This window comes from Streptomyces sp. NPDC021622 (assembly GCF_040640795.1).
Taxonomy (GTDB): Bacteria; Actinomycetota; Actinomycetes; order Streptomycetales; family Streptomycetaceae; genus Streptomyces.
In genome coordinates this window covers 657407-674826 of the sequence record NZ_JBFACK010000003.1, presented here as the reverse complement: position 1 = coordinate 674826, position 17420 = coordinate 657407, and the positions used below count along the sequence as shown (strand labels likewise).

The window sequence follows — 17420 nt, the reverse complement described above, 5'->3', positions numbered from 1 at the left end:
AGATCTGGAAGCCCGGTAACGGGTGGAGGTGACTGGTACTAATAGGCCGAGGGCTTGTCCTCAGTTGCTCGCGTCCACTGTGTTGGTTCTGAAACCACGAACAACCCCGTACAAGGTCACGTACGGTGCGGTTGACAGTTTCATAGTGTTTCGGTGGTCATAGCGTGAGGGAAACGCCCGGTTACATTCCGAACCCGGAAGCTAAGCCTCACAGCGCCGATGGTACTGCAGGGGGGACCCTGTGGGAGAGTAGGACGCCGCCGAACTATTTTTGAATGGGAGACCCCCGCACCGGGATACGGTGCGGGGGTTTTCTGCGTTTAAGGGGTGCTTCCCCTTTTCATTTCAGGGGTTTCCATTTTCGTCAGAGGCGGCCGGCCGCTTTCAGGGACAGGTATGCGTCCGCCAGAGCGGGGGGCAGCTCTGTGGGCGTTGCGTCTACGACTGTGACGCCGTGCCGGATGAGTTGTTCTGCTGTGCGGTGGCGTTCCGCGTTGGCCTGGGCGGCTGCTGCGGCGTCGTAGACGGCTTCGGTTGTTCCCCGAGCCTTGGCCATCTGCTCGATGTGCGGGTCGGCGACCGATGCCAGTAGGACCTTGTGGCGCTGGGTGAGGCGGGAGAGCACCGGGAGCAGGCCCTCTTCGATGGGGGCCGCGTCGAGGCTGGTCAGCAGCACGATCAAGGAGCCGCGGTTGGCGGTGCGGAGGGCCGTTGAGGTCAGGCCACGGGCGTCTGTTTCGACGAGTTCCGGTTCCAGTGTGGCCAGGGCGTTGACGACCGAGGGGAGGACTTCGCCCGCGGCCTTGCCCTGGACCAGGGTGCGTACCCGGCGGTCGTATGCGAGGAGGTCCACACGGTCGCCGGCTCGGGAGGCCAGGGCGGCGAGGAGCAGCGCGGCGTCCATGGAGGCGTCCAGGCGAGGGGCGTCGCCGACTCGGCCCGCTGACGTGCGGCCGGTGTCGAGGACCAGCAGGATGTGGCGGTCCCGTTCCGGGCGCCAGGTGCGGATGGCGACGGTGGACTGGCGGGCGGTGGCGCGCCAGTCGATGGAGCGGGTGTCGTCACCGGGGACGTAATCGCGAAGGCTGTCGAACTCGGTGCCCTGACCGCGGGTCAGCATGCTGGTGCGGCCGTCGAGTTCGCGGAGGCGGGCCAGCTTGGAGGGGAGGTGCTTCCGGCTGGTGAAAGGGGGCAGGACCCGGAGCGTCCAGGGGACTTTGTGGCTGCCCTGGCGGGTGAGGAGGCCCAGGGGGCCGTACGAGCGGATGGTGACGCGGTCGGACTGGTGGTCGCCTCGGCGGGTGGGGCGCAGGCGTGTGGTGAGGCGGCGGCGCTCGCCCGGAGGGATCGTCAGCCGGTGGCGGGACGCCTCGACCTCGGTGCCGGGCTGCCAGCTGCTGGGCGGCCAGGCGTCGCGGAGCTCGGCGCGCAGGGGGCGGCCGGAAGGGTTGGTGATGGTCAGGCCGATGTCGGCGGTCTCGCCGAGACGTACGGAAGTGTCGCCCGAGCGGGTCAGGCCGAGGCGGCGTACGGGGGCGGCCAGGGCGAAGTCGCAGGCGCAGGCCAGGGCCAGGGGGGTGTTGACGGCGAGGATGCCGGTCCAGCTCGGGTCCCAGAGGCCCACGGGGAGGCTGCCGATGGCCGCCAGGAGGGCGGTGCGGCCGGTGAGGGCCATCAGCGGGGGACCGGGACGTGGGCGAGGATCGCGTTGATGACGGAGTCCGCCGTCACGCCCTCCATCTCGGCCTCGGGGCGGAGTTGGACGCGGTGGCGGAGGGTGGGGAGGGCGAGGGCCTTCACGTCGTCGGGGATGACGTAGTCGCGGCTGGTCAGCCAGGCCCAGGCGCGGGCAGTGGAGAGGAGCGCCGTCGCGCCGCGGGGGGAGACGCCGAGCGTGAGGGACGGGGACTCGCGGGTGGCGCGGCAGATGTCCACCACGTAGGCGGTGATCTCGGGGGAGACGCTGGTCTTGGCGACCGCTGTGCGGGCGGCTTCCAGGTCCGCGGGGCCGGCGACGGGGCGTACGCCGGCAGCGCGCAGGTCGCGGGGGTTGAAGCCCTCGGCGTGGCGCGTGAGGACGTTGATCTCGTCCTGGCGGGAGGGGAGCGGGACCGTGAGCTTGAGGAGGAAGCGGTCCAACTGGGCTTCGGGGAGCGGGTACGTGCCTTCGTACTCGACCGGGTTCTGGGTGGCCGCCACGAGGAAGGGCTCGGGGAGGGGGCGGGGTGTGCCGTCGACCGTGACCTGGCGTTCCTCCATCGCTTCGAGGAGGGAGGACTGGGTCTTGGGCGGGGTGCGGTTGATCTCGTCGGCGAGCAGGAGGTTGGTGAAGACCGGGCCCGGCTGGAACGAGAACTCGGTGGTGCGGGCGTCGTAGATGAGGGAGCCCGTGATGTCGCTTGGCATCAGGTCGGGGGTGAACTGGACGCGTTTGGTGTCGAGTTCGAGGGATGCGGCGAGGGCGCGGACGAGCAACGTTTTGGCTACTCCAGGGACTCCTTCTAGTAGGACGTGGCCGCGGCAGAGGAGGGCCACTACGAGGCCCGTCACCGCGGGGTCCTGGCCGACCACGGCCTTGGAGATCTCGGTGCGCAGGGACTCCAGGGAGGAGCGGGCGCTGCCGGAGCTCCCGGCGTTGTCAGTGGTCGGGTCCATCATGAAGAACGTACCTCTCTTTCGAGGGCGTCGAGTTGGTCGGCGAGGGCGATCAGGGCGGCGTCGTTGGCAGGGGGTTGGCCGAAGAGGAGGGGGAGCAGGTCGTGGCCGGGGGTGTGGAGCCGGGCGGTCAGGGCGGGGAGCAGGGTCTCGGGCGCGTGCGCCTGGACGGGGGATACGCCGACGAGGGGGGCGAGGCGGGTGCGGGTCGCCGAGCGGAGTGCTGCTGCCGCGCGGTCGCGGGCGTTCGCCTTGCGGTAGAGGCGGGCGCGGCCTTCGACGGTTTCGGAGGCGCGGATGGCGACGGGGAGGCGTTCGGGGACCAGTGGGCCGAGGCGGCGGGCGCGCCAGAGGGCGGCGAGTGCGGCGGCGATGGTGAGTTGCAGGGTGCCCCAGAGCCAGCCGGAGGGGATCAGGTCGAAGAATTCGCGGTCTTCGGTGTCGGTCGCGGCGTCGTCGGAGAGCGAGGGGAGGTACCAGACCAAGTGGGGGCGGGAACCGAGGAGTTGCAGGGCGAGCGAGGCGTTGCCGTGCTCGTCGAGGCGGTCGTTGTAGAGGATATCGGGGGCGCCGAGTACGACGGTGTCGCCCTCTCCGTCGGCGGCCGGGAGCTGGAGGAGGCTGGGCAGGCCGTCGCTGAGGTAGCAGGACTCGGCGTCGGGGGCGAGGGTGTCGTAGCGGAGGCCGCCCATGTCCGCGGAGCCGGCGCGCTGCGCGGCGGGCAGGGAGCAGCGGGGGGAGAGCGTCGAGTCGAGGCTGGGGGCGGGGTCGGCGGTGACCCCGGGGGCGAGGGTGTCGATCGACGGGGTTCCGGGGGTGAGGAGGACGGTGCGGCCTCCGGAGTCCTTGGTGGCCGCGTGGAGGCGCGACTGCTGGCGGTCGGCGAGCAGGTCGGGGGAGGTCACCAGGAGCGTGGTGTCCGGGCCAGCCGCGGACCGGGCCTCTTCGGAGGTGGTGACGACACGGGTGGACACGCCCCGGTCGGCGAGGAGTTCGCCGACGGCACGGCTGCCGTAGGGGTCGGCGGAACGTGGGTCGAGCCGGCCGTGCTGGGTTCCGGAGCGGACCGCGGCGATCGCGATGGCGGCAGCCAGGAGGACGACCAGGGCGAGCAGGATGCCGCGGGTTCGGGTCCAGATCCGGCGGGGGGTGGCCGAGATGGAGGTGGAGGCAGGCGCCGGGGGCGTGGAGGTGGCTGCGGGGGTGGACTGCTGAAGGGGGTCCGGGGGCGCGGTGGCCATGGGGGAGCCGCTTGGCGAGGGTGCCTCGGCGGGGTTCGGGGCGCCCGGGTGCGAGGGGCTCGGGGCGGGCGCTTCGGGGATGCGGGGAGGTGTGTCGGAGGCGGGGTGGTTCGTGGGGGTGCTCGAGTTCGAGGTGCCTGGGGCGGGCGCTTCGGGGGTACGGGGAGGCGCGTCGGAGCCGGAGTGGTTGGCGGGGATGTTCGGCTCGGAGGGGTGCGGAGGGTCGGGCGGCGGGGGTGTCTCGTCCGGGTTCGAGGTAACCGGGGCGGGCGCTTCGGGGTTGCGGGGAGGCGCGTCGGAGGCGGGGTGGTTGGTGGGGGTGTTCGGCTCGGAGGGGTGCGCGGGGTCGGGCGGCGGGGGTGTCTCGTCCGGGTTCGAGGCGCCTGGAGCGGGCGCTTCGGGGGTACCGGGAGGTGCGTCGGAGCCGGGGTGGTTGTTAGGGGTGTTCGGCTCGGGAGGGTGTGGGGGGCCGGTCACTTGGGGGCTCCCTGGGGGAGGGGGCTGTGGGTGAGGGTCGGCTTGGTGTGGGTCAGGGTTTCGTCCAGGTCGGACATGAGGGCGTACGCGGCTTCGGTGGCGGTGCGGCCGCCGTATGTCACGTCGTCGAACTCCTGGGCGGCGGTGCGCAGTCGGGCCGTGTGCGCGGGGAGGGTGAGGGAGGCCTCGGCTGCCGCCTCGTCGGCGGTGCGGCCGGGGCGGGGGTCCAGGAGGGCGCGTTCCTCCAGGGAGCGGACGATGGCCCGCATGCGCTCCTGGACGGCCTGGTTCCAGTGGCCCTGGGCGGCGTGTGCCTCGGCGGCGGCGCGGTGTTCCGCAGCGCTGCGGGGGCGGTCGTCGAAGAGGGCGGGGGAGGAGGCGGGGGCTCGGCGGGGGGTGCCGAGGCGCCACCAGAGGGCCGCGGCGACGGCGAGCACGGCGATGACGATGACCAGGAGGCCGAAGCCGCCGCCCGGGGTCGCGCCCGAGGCGGCGGTGAACAGGTCGTCGACCCACTCCCAGAAGCGGTTCAGGGCCCGCTGCAGGAGGCTGGGGTCGTTCTCGTGGTACATCGGCTTGGACAGTTCGCGCTCGGCCGCCTCCCGTGCGGGCCCGCGCGGAATTGTCACCGGTGGGTCCTCGCCGGTGCGGGGCAGGAGTGCTGCCCCCGCCCCGAGTCCCCGCAGTACGTCCCCCGTCACCGCATCAGCTCCCGGGTGTGCCGGGGGCGTCGGATCCGCCCTGGAGGCCCGCGGCGCGGGCGAGTTCCAGGTCGAGGGCTTCGCGGCGGATCCGCTGGTCGATGTAGAGCAGCACCGTCACGCCTGCGGTGATCGGGAAGGTGAGCATGGAGCCGATCACCGAGCCGATGCCGCTGACGATCAGGAAGGTCCAGCCGAGCTCGCCCGTGCCGCTGTCGAGGAAGCCGGTGACGCCGTCGCCGCTCACCGCGCCCGCGATGAGGGTGAACGGGATCACGATGATCGACGCGACGACGTTGGCGATGATCGCGGCGAGCAGCTGGATGCCGAAGACCCGCCACCAGGAGCCGCGGACCAGCTTCACGGAGCGGGTCATCGACTTCTTCACGCCCTGCTTCTCGAGCATCAGGGCGGGCGAGGCGAGCGAGAAGCGGATCAGCAGCCAGATGGCGACGATCAAAGCGCCGAATCCGCCGAGGACGGCGAGGCTGACACCCGCGTCGGATCCGCCGGCCAGCGCGATCAATACGCCCGGCATGATGCCGATGGCGACTACGGCGCCGCCGATGAGCGGAAGCAACAGCGTCAGGCCGATCAGCCTCGGCAGCTGCGGCTTGGCGTCCCGCCAGGCCTCCGCCGTGGTCACCGACTTGCCGAGCACCGCGCGGCTGGTGACCATCGTGAGCAGAGCCGTGGCGACGATCGTGCCGAGCAGGGTGATCAGCAGGACCACGCCGGAGCTGAGCAGGGTGTCGCCGAGGGCTCGGGTCAGTTCGCCGACCGTCGCGCTCGGGTCGTTGAGGGCGTCCGTGTCGGCGGTGTCGTTGAGGACGAGCCCCTGCAGCAGGATGACGAGGACTTCCGTGAACACGGCCACGGCGAGGGAGATGCCGAGGACCGTGCGCCAGTGCGTGCGCATCGTGGAGACCGCGCCGTCCAGGATCTCGCCGACGCCGAGCGGCCGCAGCGGGATGACACCGGGCTTGGCGGCGGGCGGCGGGCCCTGCCATGCGCCCCAGCCGGGGTAGCCGCCGGGGCCGCCGGAACCCGGGCCGCCGGGGCGTCCGCCGCCCCAGCCTCCGCCGGGCGGCGGTGGTGGCGGTGGCGGGGTCTGGCCGGCGGGCGGAGGGCTCGGTGCGGACCACTGGGCGGGTGGCGGCTGCTCCTTGGACCACTTGGAACCCGGACCGTCCGGCTGGTCCGCGGGCTCGGTGGGTTCCTTGCCGGAGTCCTGTCCGTCGTCGGAGGGGGCAGATCCGGGCGAAGCCCAGCCCGGAGTGTCGTTCATCGTCGCTCCTTCACGGTGCCCGTCCGCGGTCGCGGCGGCAGGTTGCCAGCCATCGTGCCACGGCGTGCCCCGGTGGTGACCGGGTGCCGTAGGGGCTGCACACCTTCAATTGTCCGTCCGGTACGGGGCAGACTGGGCGGATGGCTGATCAGTACGCGCAATCCGGCGAGGACATACGGCCGACTCAGACCCCCGCGACCCCAGCGACCCCAGCGACCCCAGCGACCCCAGCGACGTCCGCGACCCCTGTGGCGCCCGCGTCTCCCGCGATCCGCTGGGACGAGCCACCGGAAGGCCCCGTACTGGTCCTCCTCGACCAGACCAGGCTGCCGGGCGAGGAGACGGAGCTGGTGTGCACCGACGCGCCCGCACTGGTGCAGGCGATCCGCACGCTCGCCGTGCGCGGGGCGCCGCTGCTCGGGATCGCCGGGGCGTACGGCGTCGCGCTCGCCGCCGTACGCGGCTTCGACGTGGACGAGGCGGCGGACGCGCTGGCGGGGGCCAGGCCCACCGCGGTCAACCTCGGGTACGGCGTGCGCAGGGCTCACGCGGCGTATCGCTCGGCGCTGTCGGGCGGGGCCGGCCAGGAGGGGGCGGCCGCGGCGGCGCTCGCGGAGGCGAAGGCACTGCACCGGGAGGACGCCGAGGCCAGCGCGCGGATGGCGGTGCACGGTCTGGCGCTGCTCGACGAGCTGCTGCCGGGCGGCCAGCATCGGATCCTGACCCACTGCAACACCGGGGCGCTGGTCTCCGGAGGTGAGGGCACGGCGTTCGCTGTGGCGCTCGCGGCGCACCGCAAAGGGCGGCTGCGCAGGCTGTGGGTGGACGAGACGCGTCCGTTGCTGCAGGGTTCGAGGCTCACGGCATATGAGGCGGCACGCAGCGGAATGGCGTACACCTTGCTCACGGACAACGCGGCGGGGTCGCTGTTCGCGGCAGGAGAGGTGGACGCCGTGCTGATCGGCGCCGACCGCATTGCCGCCGACGGTTCGGTGGCCAACAAGGTGGGGAGCTATCCGCTCGCTGTGCTGGCCCGCTACCACCACGTTCCGTTCATCGTGGTGGCACCGGTCACGACCGTGGACCCGGACACCCCGGACGGAGCATCCATCGAGGTCGAGCAGCGGGCGGGTCATGAAGTGACGGAGGTCACGGCACCCTATGTGCCGGTGGCCGGCACGGAAGCGGGAGGCGGGATCGCGGTGGCACCTCTGGGGACCCAGGCGTACAACCCCGCCTTCGATGTGACGCCGCCGGAATTGGTGACGGCGATCGTCACCGAAGAGGGCGTCGTGTCGCCCGTGACAGCAGTTGGCCTTGCCGAGCTGTGCGCCGGATCCCGCTGACATCTGTGGGCGATTTCAGTGGCTGATATCCACAGCCGTGGACGACCGCAGACAGTAGTGGCCATATACGACTATCGTCACAGGTCAGTGACCTGCCTCACCAGCGCCCCGGTCACCGTTACGAGAATGGGATGATGTCAGGCATGAAGGGACGAGTCCTTGTCGTCGACGACGACACCGCACTGGCCGAGATGCTCGGGATTGTGCTGCGTGGTGAAGGTTTTGAGCCGTCGTTCGTAGCTGATGGCGACAAGGCGCTGGCCGCTTTCAGGGAGGCAAAGCCGGATCTTGTACTGCTGGATTTGATGTTGCCGGGCCGTGATGGCATCGAGGTGTGCCGCCTGATCAGGGCGGAGTCCGGGGTGCCGATCGTCATGCTCACGGCCAAGAGCGACACCGTGGACGTCGTGGTCGGGCTTGAGTCCGGCGCCGATGACTACATCGTGAAGCCCTTCAAGCCGAAGGAGCTCGTGGCCCGGATCAGGGCGCGGCTGCGGAGGTCGGAGGAGCCCGCGCCGGAGCAGCTGGCCATCGGTGACCTGGTCATCGACGTGGCGGGGCACTCCGTGAAGCGGGACGGGCAGTCGATCGCGCTGACGCCGCTCGAGTTCGACCTGCTGGTCGCGCTGGCGCGCAAGCCGTGGCAGGTGTTCACGCGTGAGGTGCTGCTCGAGCAGGTCTGGGGCTATCGGCACGCGGCGGACACCCGTCTGGTGAACGTGCACGTGCAGCGGCTGCGCTCGAAGGTCGAGCGGGACCCGGAGCGGCCGGAGATCGTGGTGACCGTCCGTGGTGTCGGTTACAAGGCCGGACCGAGCTGACATGACCCGGGACAGTTCCCCCGTACCGCCCGGGGCTCCGGGTGGCCGCTCGGGGCGGACTGGAGGACCGGCGCGGCGCGGCTCCACGTTCGGGCGGCTTCTCGACGGCGGTCTGCTGTTGCAGGGCGGGGTGCAGGGCAGCCCCGTCCTGAGGCTCTTCTCGCGCTGGGTGCGGCGTCCGCTGCTGCCCGCGCTGCGGCTGTGGCGGCGCAACATCCAGCTGAAGGTCGTCGTCACGACGCTGCTCATGTCGCTCGGTGTCGTACTGATGCTCGGCTTCGCCGTCATGAGCTCCGTGAACAACGGTCTGCTCAAGGCCAAGGAGAAGGCCTCGCAGAGCCAGGCCGACGGCGGCTTCCGGGCCGCTCAGGAGCAGGCGAACTCCGCCAGGCCGAGTGCCGGGCAGGACAGCGGCACGCCGGACGGGACATCCACACAGCCCACGGCCGTGTGGATGTCCGACCTGGTGGAGCAGCTCTCCAGCGGCGGTCAGAGCGCCTTCAACGTGGTGACGCTGAGCCCTACGTCCACGGGCGACGGCGGCAGTGTGCGCGGACCGCGTGCTTCCGGGGGCGTGGATCCGATCCAGAGCGTGCCCGAGGAGCTGCGCGAGAGCGTCGACGAGGGCACCAGGGCCTATCAGGCGAATACGCGGATCGTCTTCAACGACGGTCGTGAAGCCCAGCCGGGTCTGGTGATCGGCAAGCAGCTCAATGACCTCAACGGCGATGCCTACCAGCTGTACTACCTCTTCCCGCTGACGCAGGAGGAGGAGTCGCTCGGTGTGGTGCGGACGACGCTCGCCACGGCAGGACTGTTTGTGGTGGTGCTTCTCGGTGCCATCGCCTGGCTTGTGGTGCGCCAGGTCGTCACGCCGGTACGGATGGCGGCCGGCGTCGCCGAGCGGCTGTCCGCCGGGCGCCTTCAGGAACGTATGAAGGTCACCGGAGAGGACGACATCGCCCGGCTCGGTGAGGCCTTCAACAAGATGGCGCAGAACCTGCAGCTGAAGATCCAGCAGCTGGAGGAGCTGTCGCGGATGCAGCGGCGGTTCGTTTCCGATGTCTCGCACGAGCTGCGTACGCCGTTGACGACCGTACGGATGGCGGCCGATGTCATCCACGACGCGCGCGTGGACTTCGATCCGGTCACGGCGCGGTCGGCCGAGCTGCTCGCCGATCAGCTGGACCGGTTCGAGACGCTGCTCGCGGATCTGCTCGAGATCAGCCGGTTCGACGCCGGCGCCGCGGCGCTCGAGGCCGAGCCGATAGATCTGCGGGAGGTCGTCCGCAGGGTCGTGGGCGGCGCGGAGCCACTGGCCGAGCGCAAGGGCACGCACGTACGGATCGTCGGGGACCACCAGCCGGTGATCGCCGAGGCCGACGCCCGGCGGGTCGAGCGGGTGCTGCGGAATCTCGTCGTCAACGCCGTGGAGCACGGTGAGGGCCAGGACGTCGTGGTGCGGCTCGCGGCGGCGGGCGGCGCGGTCGCCGTCGCCGTGCGGGACTACGGAGTGGGGCTCAAGCCCGGCGAGGCGACCCGGGTCTTCAGCCGCTTCTGGCGGGCCGACCCGGCACGCGCGCGTACCACCGGTGGTACGGGACTCGGGCTCTCCATCGCCCTGGAGGACGCCCGGCTGCACGGCGGCTGGCTGCAGGCGTGGGGTGAGCCCGGTGGTGGTTCGCAGTTCCGGCTCACCCTGCCGCGTACGGCCGACGAGGCCCTCCGGGGATCGCCGATACCCCTGGAGCCGGAGGATTCGCGCCGCCACCGCGGCCTGAACGATGCCGGGCTTCCGCTCGGCGGTCTGAACAAGCTGGCCACGGTGCCGGCCCAGCCGTCGGCGGCGGAGCGGGTGGCGCCGCCCGTCCCGGCGCGGGCGCCGATCGCGCCGAGGCTCGCGCAGGCGGCCATGTCGGTGGATCCGGCGGCGCTGCCCGGCAGCGGTGCGAGGGTGGTGCCGCGGAGGCCCTTGGACGACGAGGCGACGCCGGGCGGTGCCTCCGGGGCGGACGAGGGCTCCGGAGAGCCGCGTCTGCCGAAGGGCGAGGCGAGGGAAGCGGCGGCCGCGGAAGTGGATCCTGTCAGGGAAGGGGAGGCCTCTCGTGGGCGCTGACCACGATCGACGCGGTCACCGGCGTCCGCTGGGGGCAGGTGTGCTGTTCGGGTGCTGCGGGGCGCTGCTCGCGGGCTGTGCGTCGATGCCCGACAGCGGGAACCTGAAGGCGGTCGACGCGTCCCAGCGGCCCGACTCGCAGTCGCAGGTCCGCGTCTACGCGATGCCGCCGGGCGAGAACGCGGGCCCTCTGGAGATCGTCTCGGGCTTCCTCGAGGCGCTCACCAGCGATGATCCTCAGTTCGACATGGCCCGCAAGTATCTGACCAAGGAAGCGTCCAGGAGCTGGCAGCCGGATCTGCGGACCACGGTGCTCGCGGACGGTCCGAGCACCGGCTCGGGGAACCCCGGCGACCGCGACCAGAACGGCCGTTCGTTCCCGCTGACCGGGCGCAAGGTCGCCACGGTGGACAAGCAGCACGCGTACCAGCTCAACAATGACGCGTACAGCGAGACGGTCCATCTCACGCGGCAGGACGGGCCCAACGGCAAGGAGTGGCGGATCGACCGGGTGCCGCAGGGGGTCGTGCTCGGGCAGTCCGACTTCCAGCGCATCTACTGGTCCGTCAACAAGTACTACTACGCGTCGAATTCGTCCAAGACCGGTGCGGGCGGCGGCCAGGAGGCGCTCGTCGCCGACCCCGTCTACATACGGCAGCGAATAGACCCGTTGACGGAGACCGTCAAGGCCCTGCTCGAAGGGCCGACGAACTGGCTCAAGCCGGTGGTCACCACGATCTTCCCGGGCGGTACGCGGCTCAAGGAGGGCACCAAGACGCTGGCGCCCGACGACCAGAACAAGTTGACGGTGCCGCTGAACAAGGAGGCCGACAACTACGACCAGGGGTTGTGCACCAAGATGGCGGCGCAACTGCTCTTCACGCTCCAGGACTTGAAGTCGTCGAGCGTCAAGGAGGTGGAGCTGCAGCGCTCCAACGGGTCGCAGCTGTGTGTCCTGAGCGAGGACCGGGCCGAGACCGTGGCGCCGCACCGCACCGCCGACCACCCCGATTACCAGTACCTCGTCGACGACAAGAAGCGCCTGGTGCGGATGACCGCGGGCGTCGCCGGCAGCAAGGCCGAACCGGTGCAGGTGCCAGGGCCGTTGGGCGATGGCGCGAAGTCGCTGCGTACGGCCGCCGTGTCGCGCGACGAGGAGCGCGCGGCCGGGGTGTCGCTCGACGGGCGCTCGCTCTACATGGGGTCGCTGACGCCGGGCAGTCCGCTGGGCAAGCCGGAGGCGCGCAGCAAGGCGAAGTCGGAGGAGGACGGTTTCTCCACGCCCAGTTGGGACGGCAGGGGCGACCTCTGGGTGGCCGACCGTGACGGCAAGGGGTCGCGGCTGCTCTGGCTCGACCAGGGCGCGGGCGAGCCGATGCAGGTGAAGATCGCGGGCCTCGACGGACGGATCGAGGCGGTGCGGGTGTCGGCGGACGGCGTGCGCATCGCGCTCCTGGTGAAGAAGGACGGCAAGACGTCCCTGCGGATCGGCCGCGTCGAGCGGACCGGCGCCAAGGGCGAGCAGCCGGACATCTCGGTGGTCGAACTGCGCCGGGCGGCACCGCAGATGGAGGAGGTCACCGCCATGTCCTGGGCGGGCGGCAGCCGCCTCGTGGTGGTCGGGCGCGAGTCCGGTGGTGTGCAGCAGATCCGGTACGTCCAGTCCGACGGCTCGGCGCTGCCGGGCGCGACGCTGCCCGGCCTTACCGGCGTGAAGGAGATCGCGGCGTCGGAGGACGAGCGGCAGCCGCTGGTGGCGCACTCGGACGACGGGATCGTGCGGCTGCCGACGGGCGCGCAGTGGCAGACGGTGGTCAAGGAAGGCACGGCTCCGGTCTATCCGGGCTGACGCTCCGGTCTGTCCGGGCTGGCCTCCGGTCTGTCCGGGCCGGTCAGTCCCCCGTCCATCCGGGCTGGCCTCCGGTCCATCCGGGCCGACCAGTCCCCCGATCGGGGGTAACGCCTCTGCCGTGCCGTGGAGTTGTCCACAGGCGGTTTTCCACAGGGGTGGCAGGGCTGTTCGCGCCTTGGCACAGTGGAGGACATGCGGGGGTGGTGGCAGGACCTCACCGATCTGGTGCTGCCGGCCGAGTGCGGAGGCTGCGGGAGGCCTCGTGCGGCGCTGTGTGCGGGGTGCCGCGAGGCCCTGTGCGGGGTCGTGCCGTGCCGGGTGCGGCCGGATCCTCGGCCGGAGGGGCTGCCGGTGGTGCACGCCGCGGCTCCGTACGAGGACGCGGTGCGGGCCGTGCTGCTCGCGCACAAGGAACGGGGCGCTCTGGCGCTTGCGGGGCCGCTCGGCGCGAGTCTCGCGGGGGCGGTGCGGGCCGGACTGCGGGCGGGGACGCGGGGCGGGACGCAGGGCGCTGCGGAGGGTGACGGGGAGGTACTGCTGGTGCCCGTGCCGTCGGCGCGGGGAGCCGTGCGGGCGCGGGGGCACGACCCGGTGCGGCGGATCGCGCTGGCCGCCGCGGGCGAGCTGCGCGGGGCGGGCACGCGGGCCCGGGTGCTCTGCGTGCTGCGCCAGCGGCGTGCCGTGGCCGACCAGTCGGGGCTCAACTCCCGGCAGCGGCAGGCCAATTTGGCGGGAGCCTTGGAGGTGACCGCGGGTGGTCGCCGGCTGCTCGCCGAGGGTGGCCGGGTGGTGATCGTGGACGACCTGATGACCACGGGTGCGTCCCTGGCCGAGGCCGCCCGCGCAATGAGTGACGTACACACGGATTCGATAGGGCGGGCGGTGCCGGTAACAGCCCGTGAAATCACGGGCGAGAACGCGATCAGCGCGGCCGTTGTCGCCGCTTCACCGGATTCCTTCGGAATAAACCGGAACTGACTGAGAACTTGCATCGTTGCAGGTAGTGAGAGGGCCAATACCCCTGAATGGAGGTACGCGTCAGTAGAGGGTGACGACATCCGTCCGGGCGAGATATGTTCGGTTGTGAGGAATGGCGGACGCCGTCCCTCGCATATCGGAATGCCGGTCGCCGGGTTTTTCGCAATCACCCGGACCGGCCGGGGTGGAGATCTTGTTCGCGGGGGAGGAGGAGGTGGAAGTCACCGAGTCCGAGGCTCCGGGAGTCACCGGGGCCTGGTGCAAAAGGGAGATGCTCCGCCGCTGAAGCGGAGCGATCCGGGAACGGAGTTCTGCGTGGACATCGTCGTCAAGGGCCGCAAGACCGAGGTGCCCGAGCGGTTCCGCAAGCACGTGGCCGAGAAGCTGAAGCTGGAGAAGATCCAGAAGCTCGACGGCAAGGTGATCAGCCTCGACGTCGAGGTGTCCAAGGAAACCAACCCGCGTCAGGCCGACCGTTCCGACCGGGTGGAGATCACTCTCCGCGGGCGCGGACCTGTGATCCGCGCGGAAGCCTCGGCGACTGACCCGTACGCGGCGCTCGACCTGGCCACGGCCAAGCTGGACGCCCGGCTGCGCAAGCAGCACGAGAAGCGCCACAACCGGCGAGGCACCGGCAGGCTCTCCGCCGCCGAAGTCGCCGAGCGGGTCCCGGACGCGGCGTACCTCAACGGAGACGGCACCGTCGCACGTGAGGAAGAGCCCGACGGCGTGCCGGTCAAGAGGATCGGCTCACTGGAGATCCAGGGCGAAGGCCCCCTCGTGGTCCGCGAGAAGACCCACGTCGCGGCCCCCATGTCGCTCGACCAGGCGCTCTACGAGATGGAGCTGGTCGGGCACGACTTCTACTTGTTCGTCGACTCGGAGACGAAGGAACCGAGTGTCGTCTACCGGCGGCACGCCTACGACTACGGCGTCATCCGCCTCAACACCGATCCGATGGTCGCGCAGGCCCAGTCGGCCGGCGGGGGCGGTGCGCTCGGCGGCTGACCTCAGCCGGCCGAGAGCTGAGCAGGTGCCCCTGGAGCGCGCGTGCGCCCCCAGGGGCACCATCATGCGACCCCTGCGCGCACCGCACTGCGGCCCGGGCATGAAATCATGGGCGAGCCGGCCAACCGGCAGGCTGTTGCCGCGGGTTGGCGCAGCCAACGCACAACGGGCCATGGCCTTCAGGGGGAGGAACGATGGCGGACAGCTTCGGACCGATGCGGGATGAGGATGCCGACGACGGCATCGGCATCGGCACGGACGCGGGCGCACCGCGCAAGGAGCCCATCAGGGTCCTTGTGGTGGACGACCACGCGCTCTTCCGCCGGGGCCTGGAGATCGTCCTCGCCGCCGAGGAGGACATCCAGGTGGTCGGGGAGGCGGGGGACGGCGCCGAGGCGGTGGACAAGGCCGCTGACCTGCTGCCGGACATCGTGCTCATGGACGTACGGATGCCCAAGCGCGGGGGCATCGAGGCGTGCACCTCCATCAAGGAGGTGGCGCCAAGCGCCAAGATCATCATGCTGACCATCAGTGATGAAGAGGCCGATCTCTACGACGCGATCAAGGCGGGGGCGACCGGTTATCTCCTCAAGGAGATTTCCACCGACGAGGTGGCCACGGCGATTCGCGCGGTGGCCGACGGGCAGTCGCAGATCAGCCCGTCCATGGCCTCCAAGCTGCTCACCGAGTTCAAATCGATGATCCAGCGCACCGATGAGCGCAGGCTGGTGCCCGCGCCGCGGCTGACCGACCGCGAACTGGAAGTGCTGAAGCTGGTGGCCACGGGGATGAACAACCGCGATATCGCGAAGGAGTTGTTCATCTCCGAGAACACCGTGAAGAACCATGTGCGCAACATCCTGGAGAAGCTGCAGCTGCACTCCAGGATGGAGGCCGTCGTCTACGCGATGCGGGAGAAGATTCTCGAGATCAGGTGAGGCCGGGCGCGGGATCAGGTGAGGGCGCGGACCAGTTCCGCGGTCAGCTCCGGTCTGTTCACGCGCTCCACGCGTACGGAGTCGCAGTTGACCCAGGACGCCGCCTCACGGAGCGCCTGCGCCACCGCGGGCACGGCCTTGGGGCTGTCGAGCGAGATCTGCTTGGCGACCAGTGTGCTGCCCTCGCGGGCCGGGTCCACGCGGCCGACCAGCTGTCCCCCGGCCAGGACCGGCATCGCGAAGTAGCCGTGGATGCGCTTCGGCTTGGGGACGTACGCCTCGAGCCGGTGGGTGAAGCCGAAGATCCGTTCCGTGCGCGCCCGCTCCCAGATCAGGGAGTCGAAGGGGGACAGGAGCGTCGTGCGGTGGCGGCCGCGCGGCGTGGTCTCCAGGGCCGCCGGATCGGCCCAGGCGGGCTTGTCCCAGCCCTGCACCGTCACCGGGACCAGGCCCGAGTCCGCGACCACCGCGTCGAACTGCTCGCCCTTGAGGCGGTGGTAGTCCGCGATGTCCGCGCGGGTGCCGACGCCCAGCGCCTGTCCCGCCAGGCGGACCAGGCGGCGCAGGCACTCCGTGTCGTCCAGGTCGTCATGGAGCAGCGGGTCCGGGATCGCGCGCTCCGCGAGGTCGTACACCCGCTTCCAGCTGCGCCGCTCGGTGCAGACCACCTCGCCGTACATCAGCGCGCGCTCGACGGCGACCTTCGCGTCCGACCAGTCCCACCACTCGCCCTTGTTCTTCGCGCCGCCCAACTCGGTGGCCGTGAGGGGGCCTTCGGCGGTGAGCTGCTTGATGACCGTGTCGTACGCGCCGTCCGGCAGGTCGTGGTGCCAGTGCGGCCGGTTGCGGTAGGCGCGGCGGCGGAAGGCGAAGTGCGGCCACTCCTCGATGGGCAGGATGCACGCGGCGTGCGACCAGTACTCGAACGCGTGCGGCCGGGCCGGGCCTGTGCCGGACGCGCCGTCCCAGTACGCCGCCTCGACCCTGTCGCGGCCTACGGCGCCGAGCCGCGCGTACGGAATGAGCTCGTGGGAGCGGGCGAGCACCGAGATCGTGTCGAGCTGGACCGCGCCGAGGTGCCGCAGCACGCCCCGCACGCCGGACCTGCGGTCCGGGGCGCCCAGAAACCCCTGGGCGCGGAGCACGATGCGGCGGGCCTCATCGGCGGAGAGATCGGTGGCGGGGCGCGGCAGGCTCGTCATGCTCCAAAACGATAGGGGGCGGCACTGACAACGCGGCGGGCCTAGCGGACCGGAGCCTGCCGTTCCGTCGGGGCGGGCAGGTAGGGATGGGCCGACGGCAGGGACACGTCTGCCGGGAGCAGGGCGCCCACCCAGCAGTCGCGGAGCGTGCCCTTGTTCAGGAGGCCGGCCCGCAGGGTGCCCTCCACGATGAAGCCCGCCTTCTCCGCGACCGTGCGGGAGCCCGTGTTGCCGACCTCGGCGCGCCACTCCAGGCGGGTGCAGCCCAGGTCGGTGAAGGCCCACCTGGCCAGGGCGCGGACCGTCTCCGTCATATAACCGTGGCCCCGGTGCTCCTTCGCCGTCCAGAAGCCGACCTCCCAGGCGCCCGAGCGCGGGTGGTGCAGGCTGGCCGCGGCGAGCAGCGGGCCGCCTTCCCGGCGACGTACGGCGAAGGTGTACTCCGTGTCGTGACGCCAGCCGTCCGGGACCATGCCTCCGATGAAGCCCTCGGCGTCCACGCGCGCGTACGGCGAGGGAATCGTGGTCCAGCGCTGGATGTCGGGGTCCTGGCAGGCCTCATACGTCTCGTCGGTGTCGTCCGGCGTGAACATGCGCAGGCTCAGGCGCTCGGTGCTGAGTGTGACGGGCTCCATCCGGCGATTCTGCTGGCGTCCGTGACTTCGGGCCAGTGCTTTTCACCGGCGGTCATCGTCGGAAACCGGCACCTTCCAGGCCCCACGTCCGTTGACGTACTGGCAGACCTCCCGGCGCGGCCCGCTCCTCGCTTACGATGGCCGTTGCCCCATGAGTAAACC

The 17420-nt window shown here is 71.1% G+C and carries 14 protein-coding genes and 1 rRNA gene; 8 read left to right on the top strand and 7 right to left on the bottom strand.

The window, feature by feature from the left end:
• The first annotated feature begins 149 nt into the window (after window positions 1-149).
• Window positions 150-266 (top strand): 5S ribosomal RNA (gene rrf, locus AB0G47_RS10430).
• A 98-nt stretch (window positions 267-364) separates the two neighbouring features.
• Here the strand turns inward: rrf and AB0G47_RS10425 are convergent.
• The 5 genes from AB0G47_RS10425 to AB0G47_RS10405 all read right to left on the bottom strand — a co-directional run bounded on the left by AB0G47_RS10425 (window position 365) and on the right by AB0G47_RS10405 (window position 6362).
• Window positions 365-1675 carry a DUF58 domain-containing protein gene (locus AB0G47_RS10425; protein ID WP_360766495.1) on the bottom strand — a complete coding sequence of 437 codons (1311 nt, stop codon included), beginning with the start codon at window positions 1673-1675 and terminating at the stop codon, window positions 365-367.
• Window positions 1675-2655, bottom strand: coding sequence for a MoxR family ATPase (locus tag AB0G47_RS10420; protein WP_360766492.1), 981 nt, complete (start codon window positions 2653-2655; stop codon window positions 1675-1677). Before AB0G47_RS10420 ends, AB0G47_RS10425 begins: the two co-directional genes overlap by 1 nt.
• Complete coding sequence (locus tag AB0G47_RS10415) at window positions 2655-3896, bottom strand: DUF4350 domain-containing protein (protein ID WP_360766619.1); 1242 nt, start codon at window positions 3894-3896, stop codon at window positions 2655-2657. The genes AB0G47_RS10420 and AB0G47_RS10415 overlap by 1 nt, the downstream gene beginning before the upstream one ends.
• A gap of 473 nt (window positions 3897-4369) precedes the next feature.
• Window positions 4370-5059: a DUF4129 domain-containing protein gene (locus AB0G47_RS10410; protein WP_360766616.1), complete on the bottom strand. Its 690-nt coding sequence runs from the start codon at window positions 5057-5059 to the stop codon at window positions 4370-4372.
• A 19-nt stretch (window positions 5060-5078) separates the two neighbouring features.
• The gene (locus tag AB0G47_RS10405; protein ID WP_360766489.1) at window positions 5079-6362 is read right to left on the bottom strand and encodes a glycerophosphoryl diester phosphodiesterase membrane domain-containing protein; all 1284 of its coding nucleotides are present in this window, start codon (window positions 6360-6362) and stop codon (window positions 5079-5081) included.
• A 140-nt stretch (window positions 6363-6502) separates the two neighbouring features.
• Between AB0G47_RS10405 and mtnA the strand changes: the two genes are divergently transcribed.
• The 7 genes from mtnA to AB0G47_RS10370 all read left to right on the top strand — a co-directional run bounded on the left by mtnA (window position 6503) and on the right by AB0G47_RS10370 (window position 15421).
• Window positions 6503-7708, top strand: coding sequence for an S-methyl-5-thioribose-1-phosphate isomerase (mtnA, locus tag AB0G47_RS10400; protein WP_360766486.1), 1206 nt, complete (start codon window positions 6503-6505; stop codon window positions 7706-7708).
• A 131-nt stretch (window positions 7709-7839) separates the two neighbouring features.
• Window positions 7840-8529 (top strand): two-component system response regulator MtrA, encoded by a 690-nt coding sequence (mtrA, locus tag AB0G47_RS10395; RefSeq protein WP_189176211.1) that lies wholly within the window; start codon window positions 7840-7842, stop codon window positions 8527-8529.
• A 1-nt stretch (window position 8530) separates the two neighbouring features.
• Window positions 8531-10645, top strand: coding sequence for an MtrAB system histidine kinase MtrB (gene mtrB, locus AB0G47_RS10390; RefSeq protein ID WP_360766483.1), 2115 nt, complete (start codon window positions 8531-8533; stop codon window positions 10643-10645).
• A gap of 85 nt (window positions 10646-10730) precedes the next feature.
• The gene (locus tag AB0G47_RS10385) at window positions 10731-12494 is read left to right on the top strand and encodes an LpqB family beta-propeller domain-containing protein (RefSeq protein ID WP_360766613.1); all 1764 of its coding nucleotides are present in this window, start codon (window positions 10731-10733) and stop codon (window positions 12492-12494) included.
• A gap of 195 nt (window positions 12495-12689) precedes the next feature.
• Window positions 12690-13475, top strand: a complete 786-nt coding sequence (locus AB0G47_RS10380) for a phosphoribosyltransferase family protein (RefSeq protein ID WP_360766481.1) — start codon at window positions 12690-12692, stop codon at window positions 13473-13475.
• Window positions 13476-13757: 282 nt separating this feature from the next.
• On the top strand, window positions 13758-14483 hold the full coding sequence (gene raiA, locus AB0G47_RS10375) for a ribosome-associated translation inhibitor RaiA (RefSeq protein ID WP_360766610.1): 726 nt from the start codon (window positions 13758-13760) through the stop codon (window positions 14481-14483).
• Window positions 14484-14677: 194 nt separating this feature from the next.
• Entirely contained in the window at window positions 14678-15421 is a 744-nt protein-coding gene (locus AB0G47_RS10370; RefSeq protein ID WP_360766478.1) for a response regulator transcription factor, read from the top strand.
• Window positions 15422-15435: 14 nt separating this feature from the next.
• Here the strand turns inward: AB0G47_RS10370 and AB0G47_RS10365 are convergent, their stop codons facing one another.
• Together AB0G47_RS10365 and AB0G47_RS10360 are read right to left on the bottom strand one after the other, a co-directional pair.
• Window positions 15436-16623 (bottom strand): crosslink repair DNA glycosylase YcaQ family protein, encoded by a 1188-nt coding sequence (locus tag AB0G47_RS10365; protein WP_360766475.1) that lies wholly within the window; start codon window positions 16621-16623, stop codon window positions 15436-15438.
• Window positions 16624-16664: 41 nt separating this feature from the next.
• Window positions 16665-17258 (bottom strand): GNAT family N-acetyltransferase, encoded by a 594-nt coding sequence (locus tag AB0G47_RS10360; protein WP_360766470.1) that lies wholly within the window; start codon window positions 17256-17258, stop codon window positions 16665-16667.
• Between the last annotated feature and the right edge of the window lie 162 nt (window positions 17259-17420).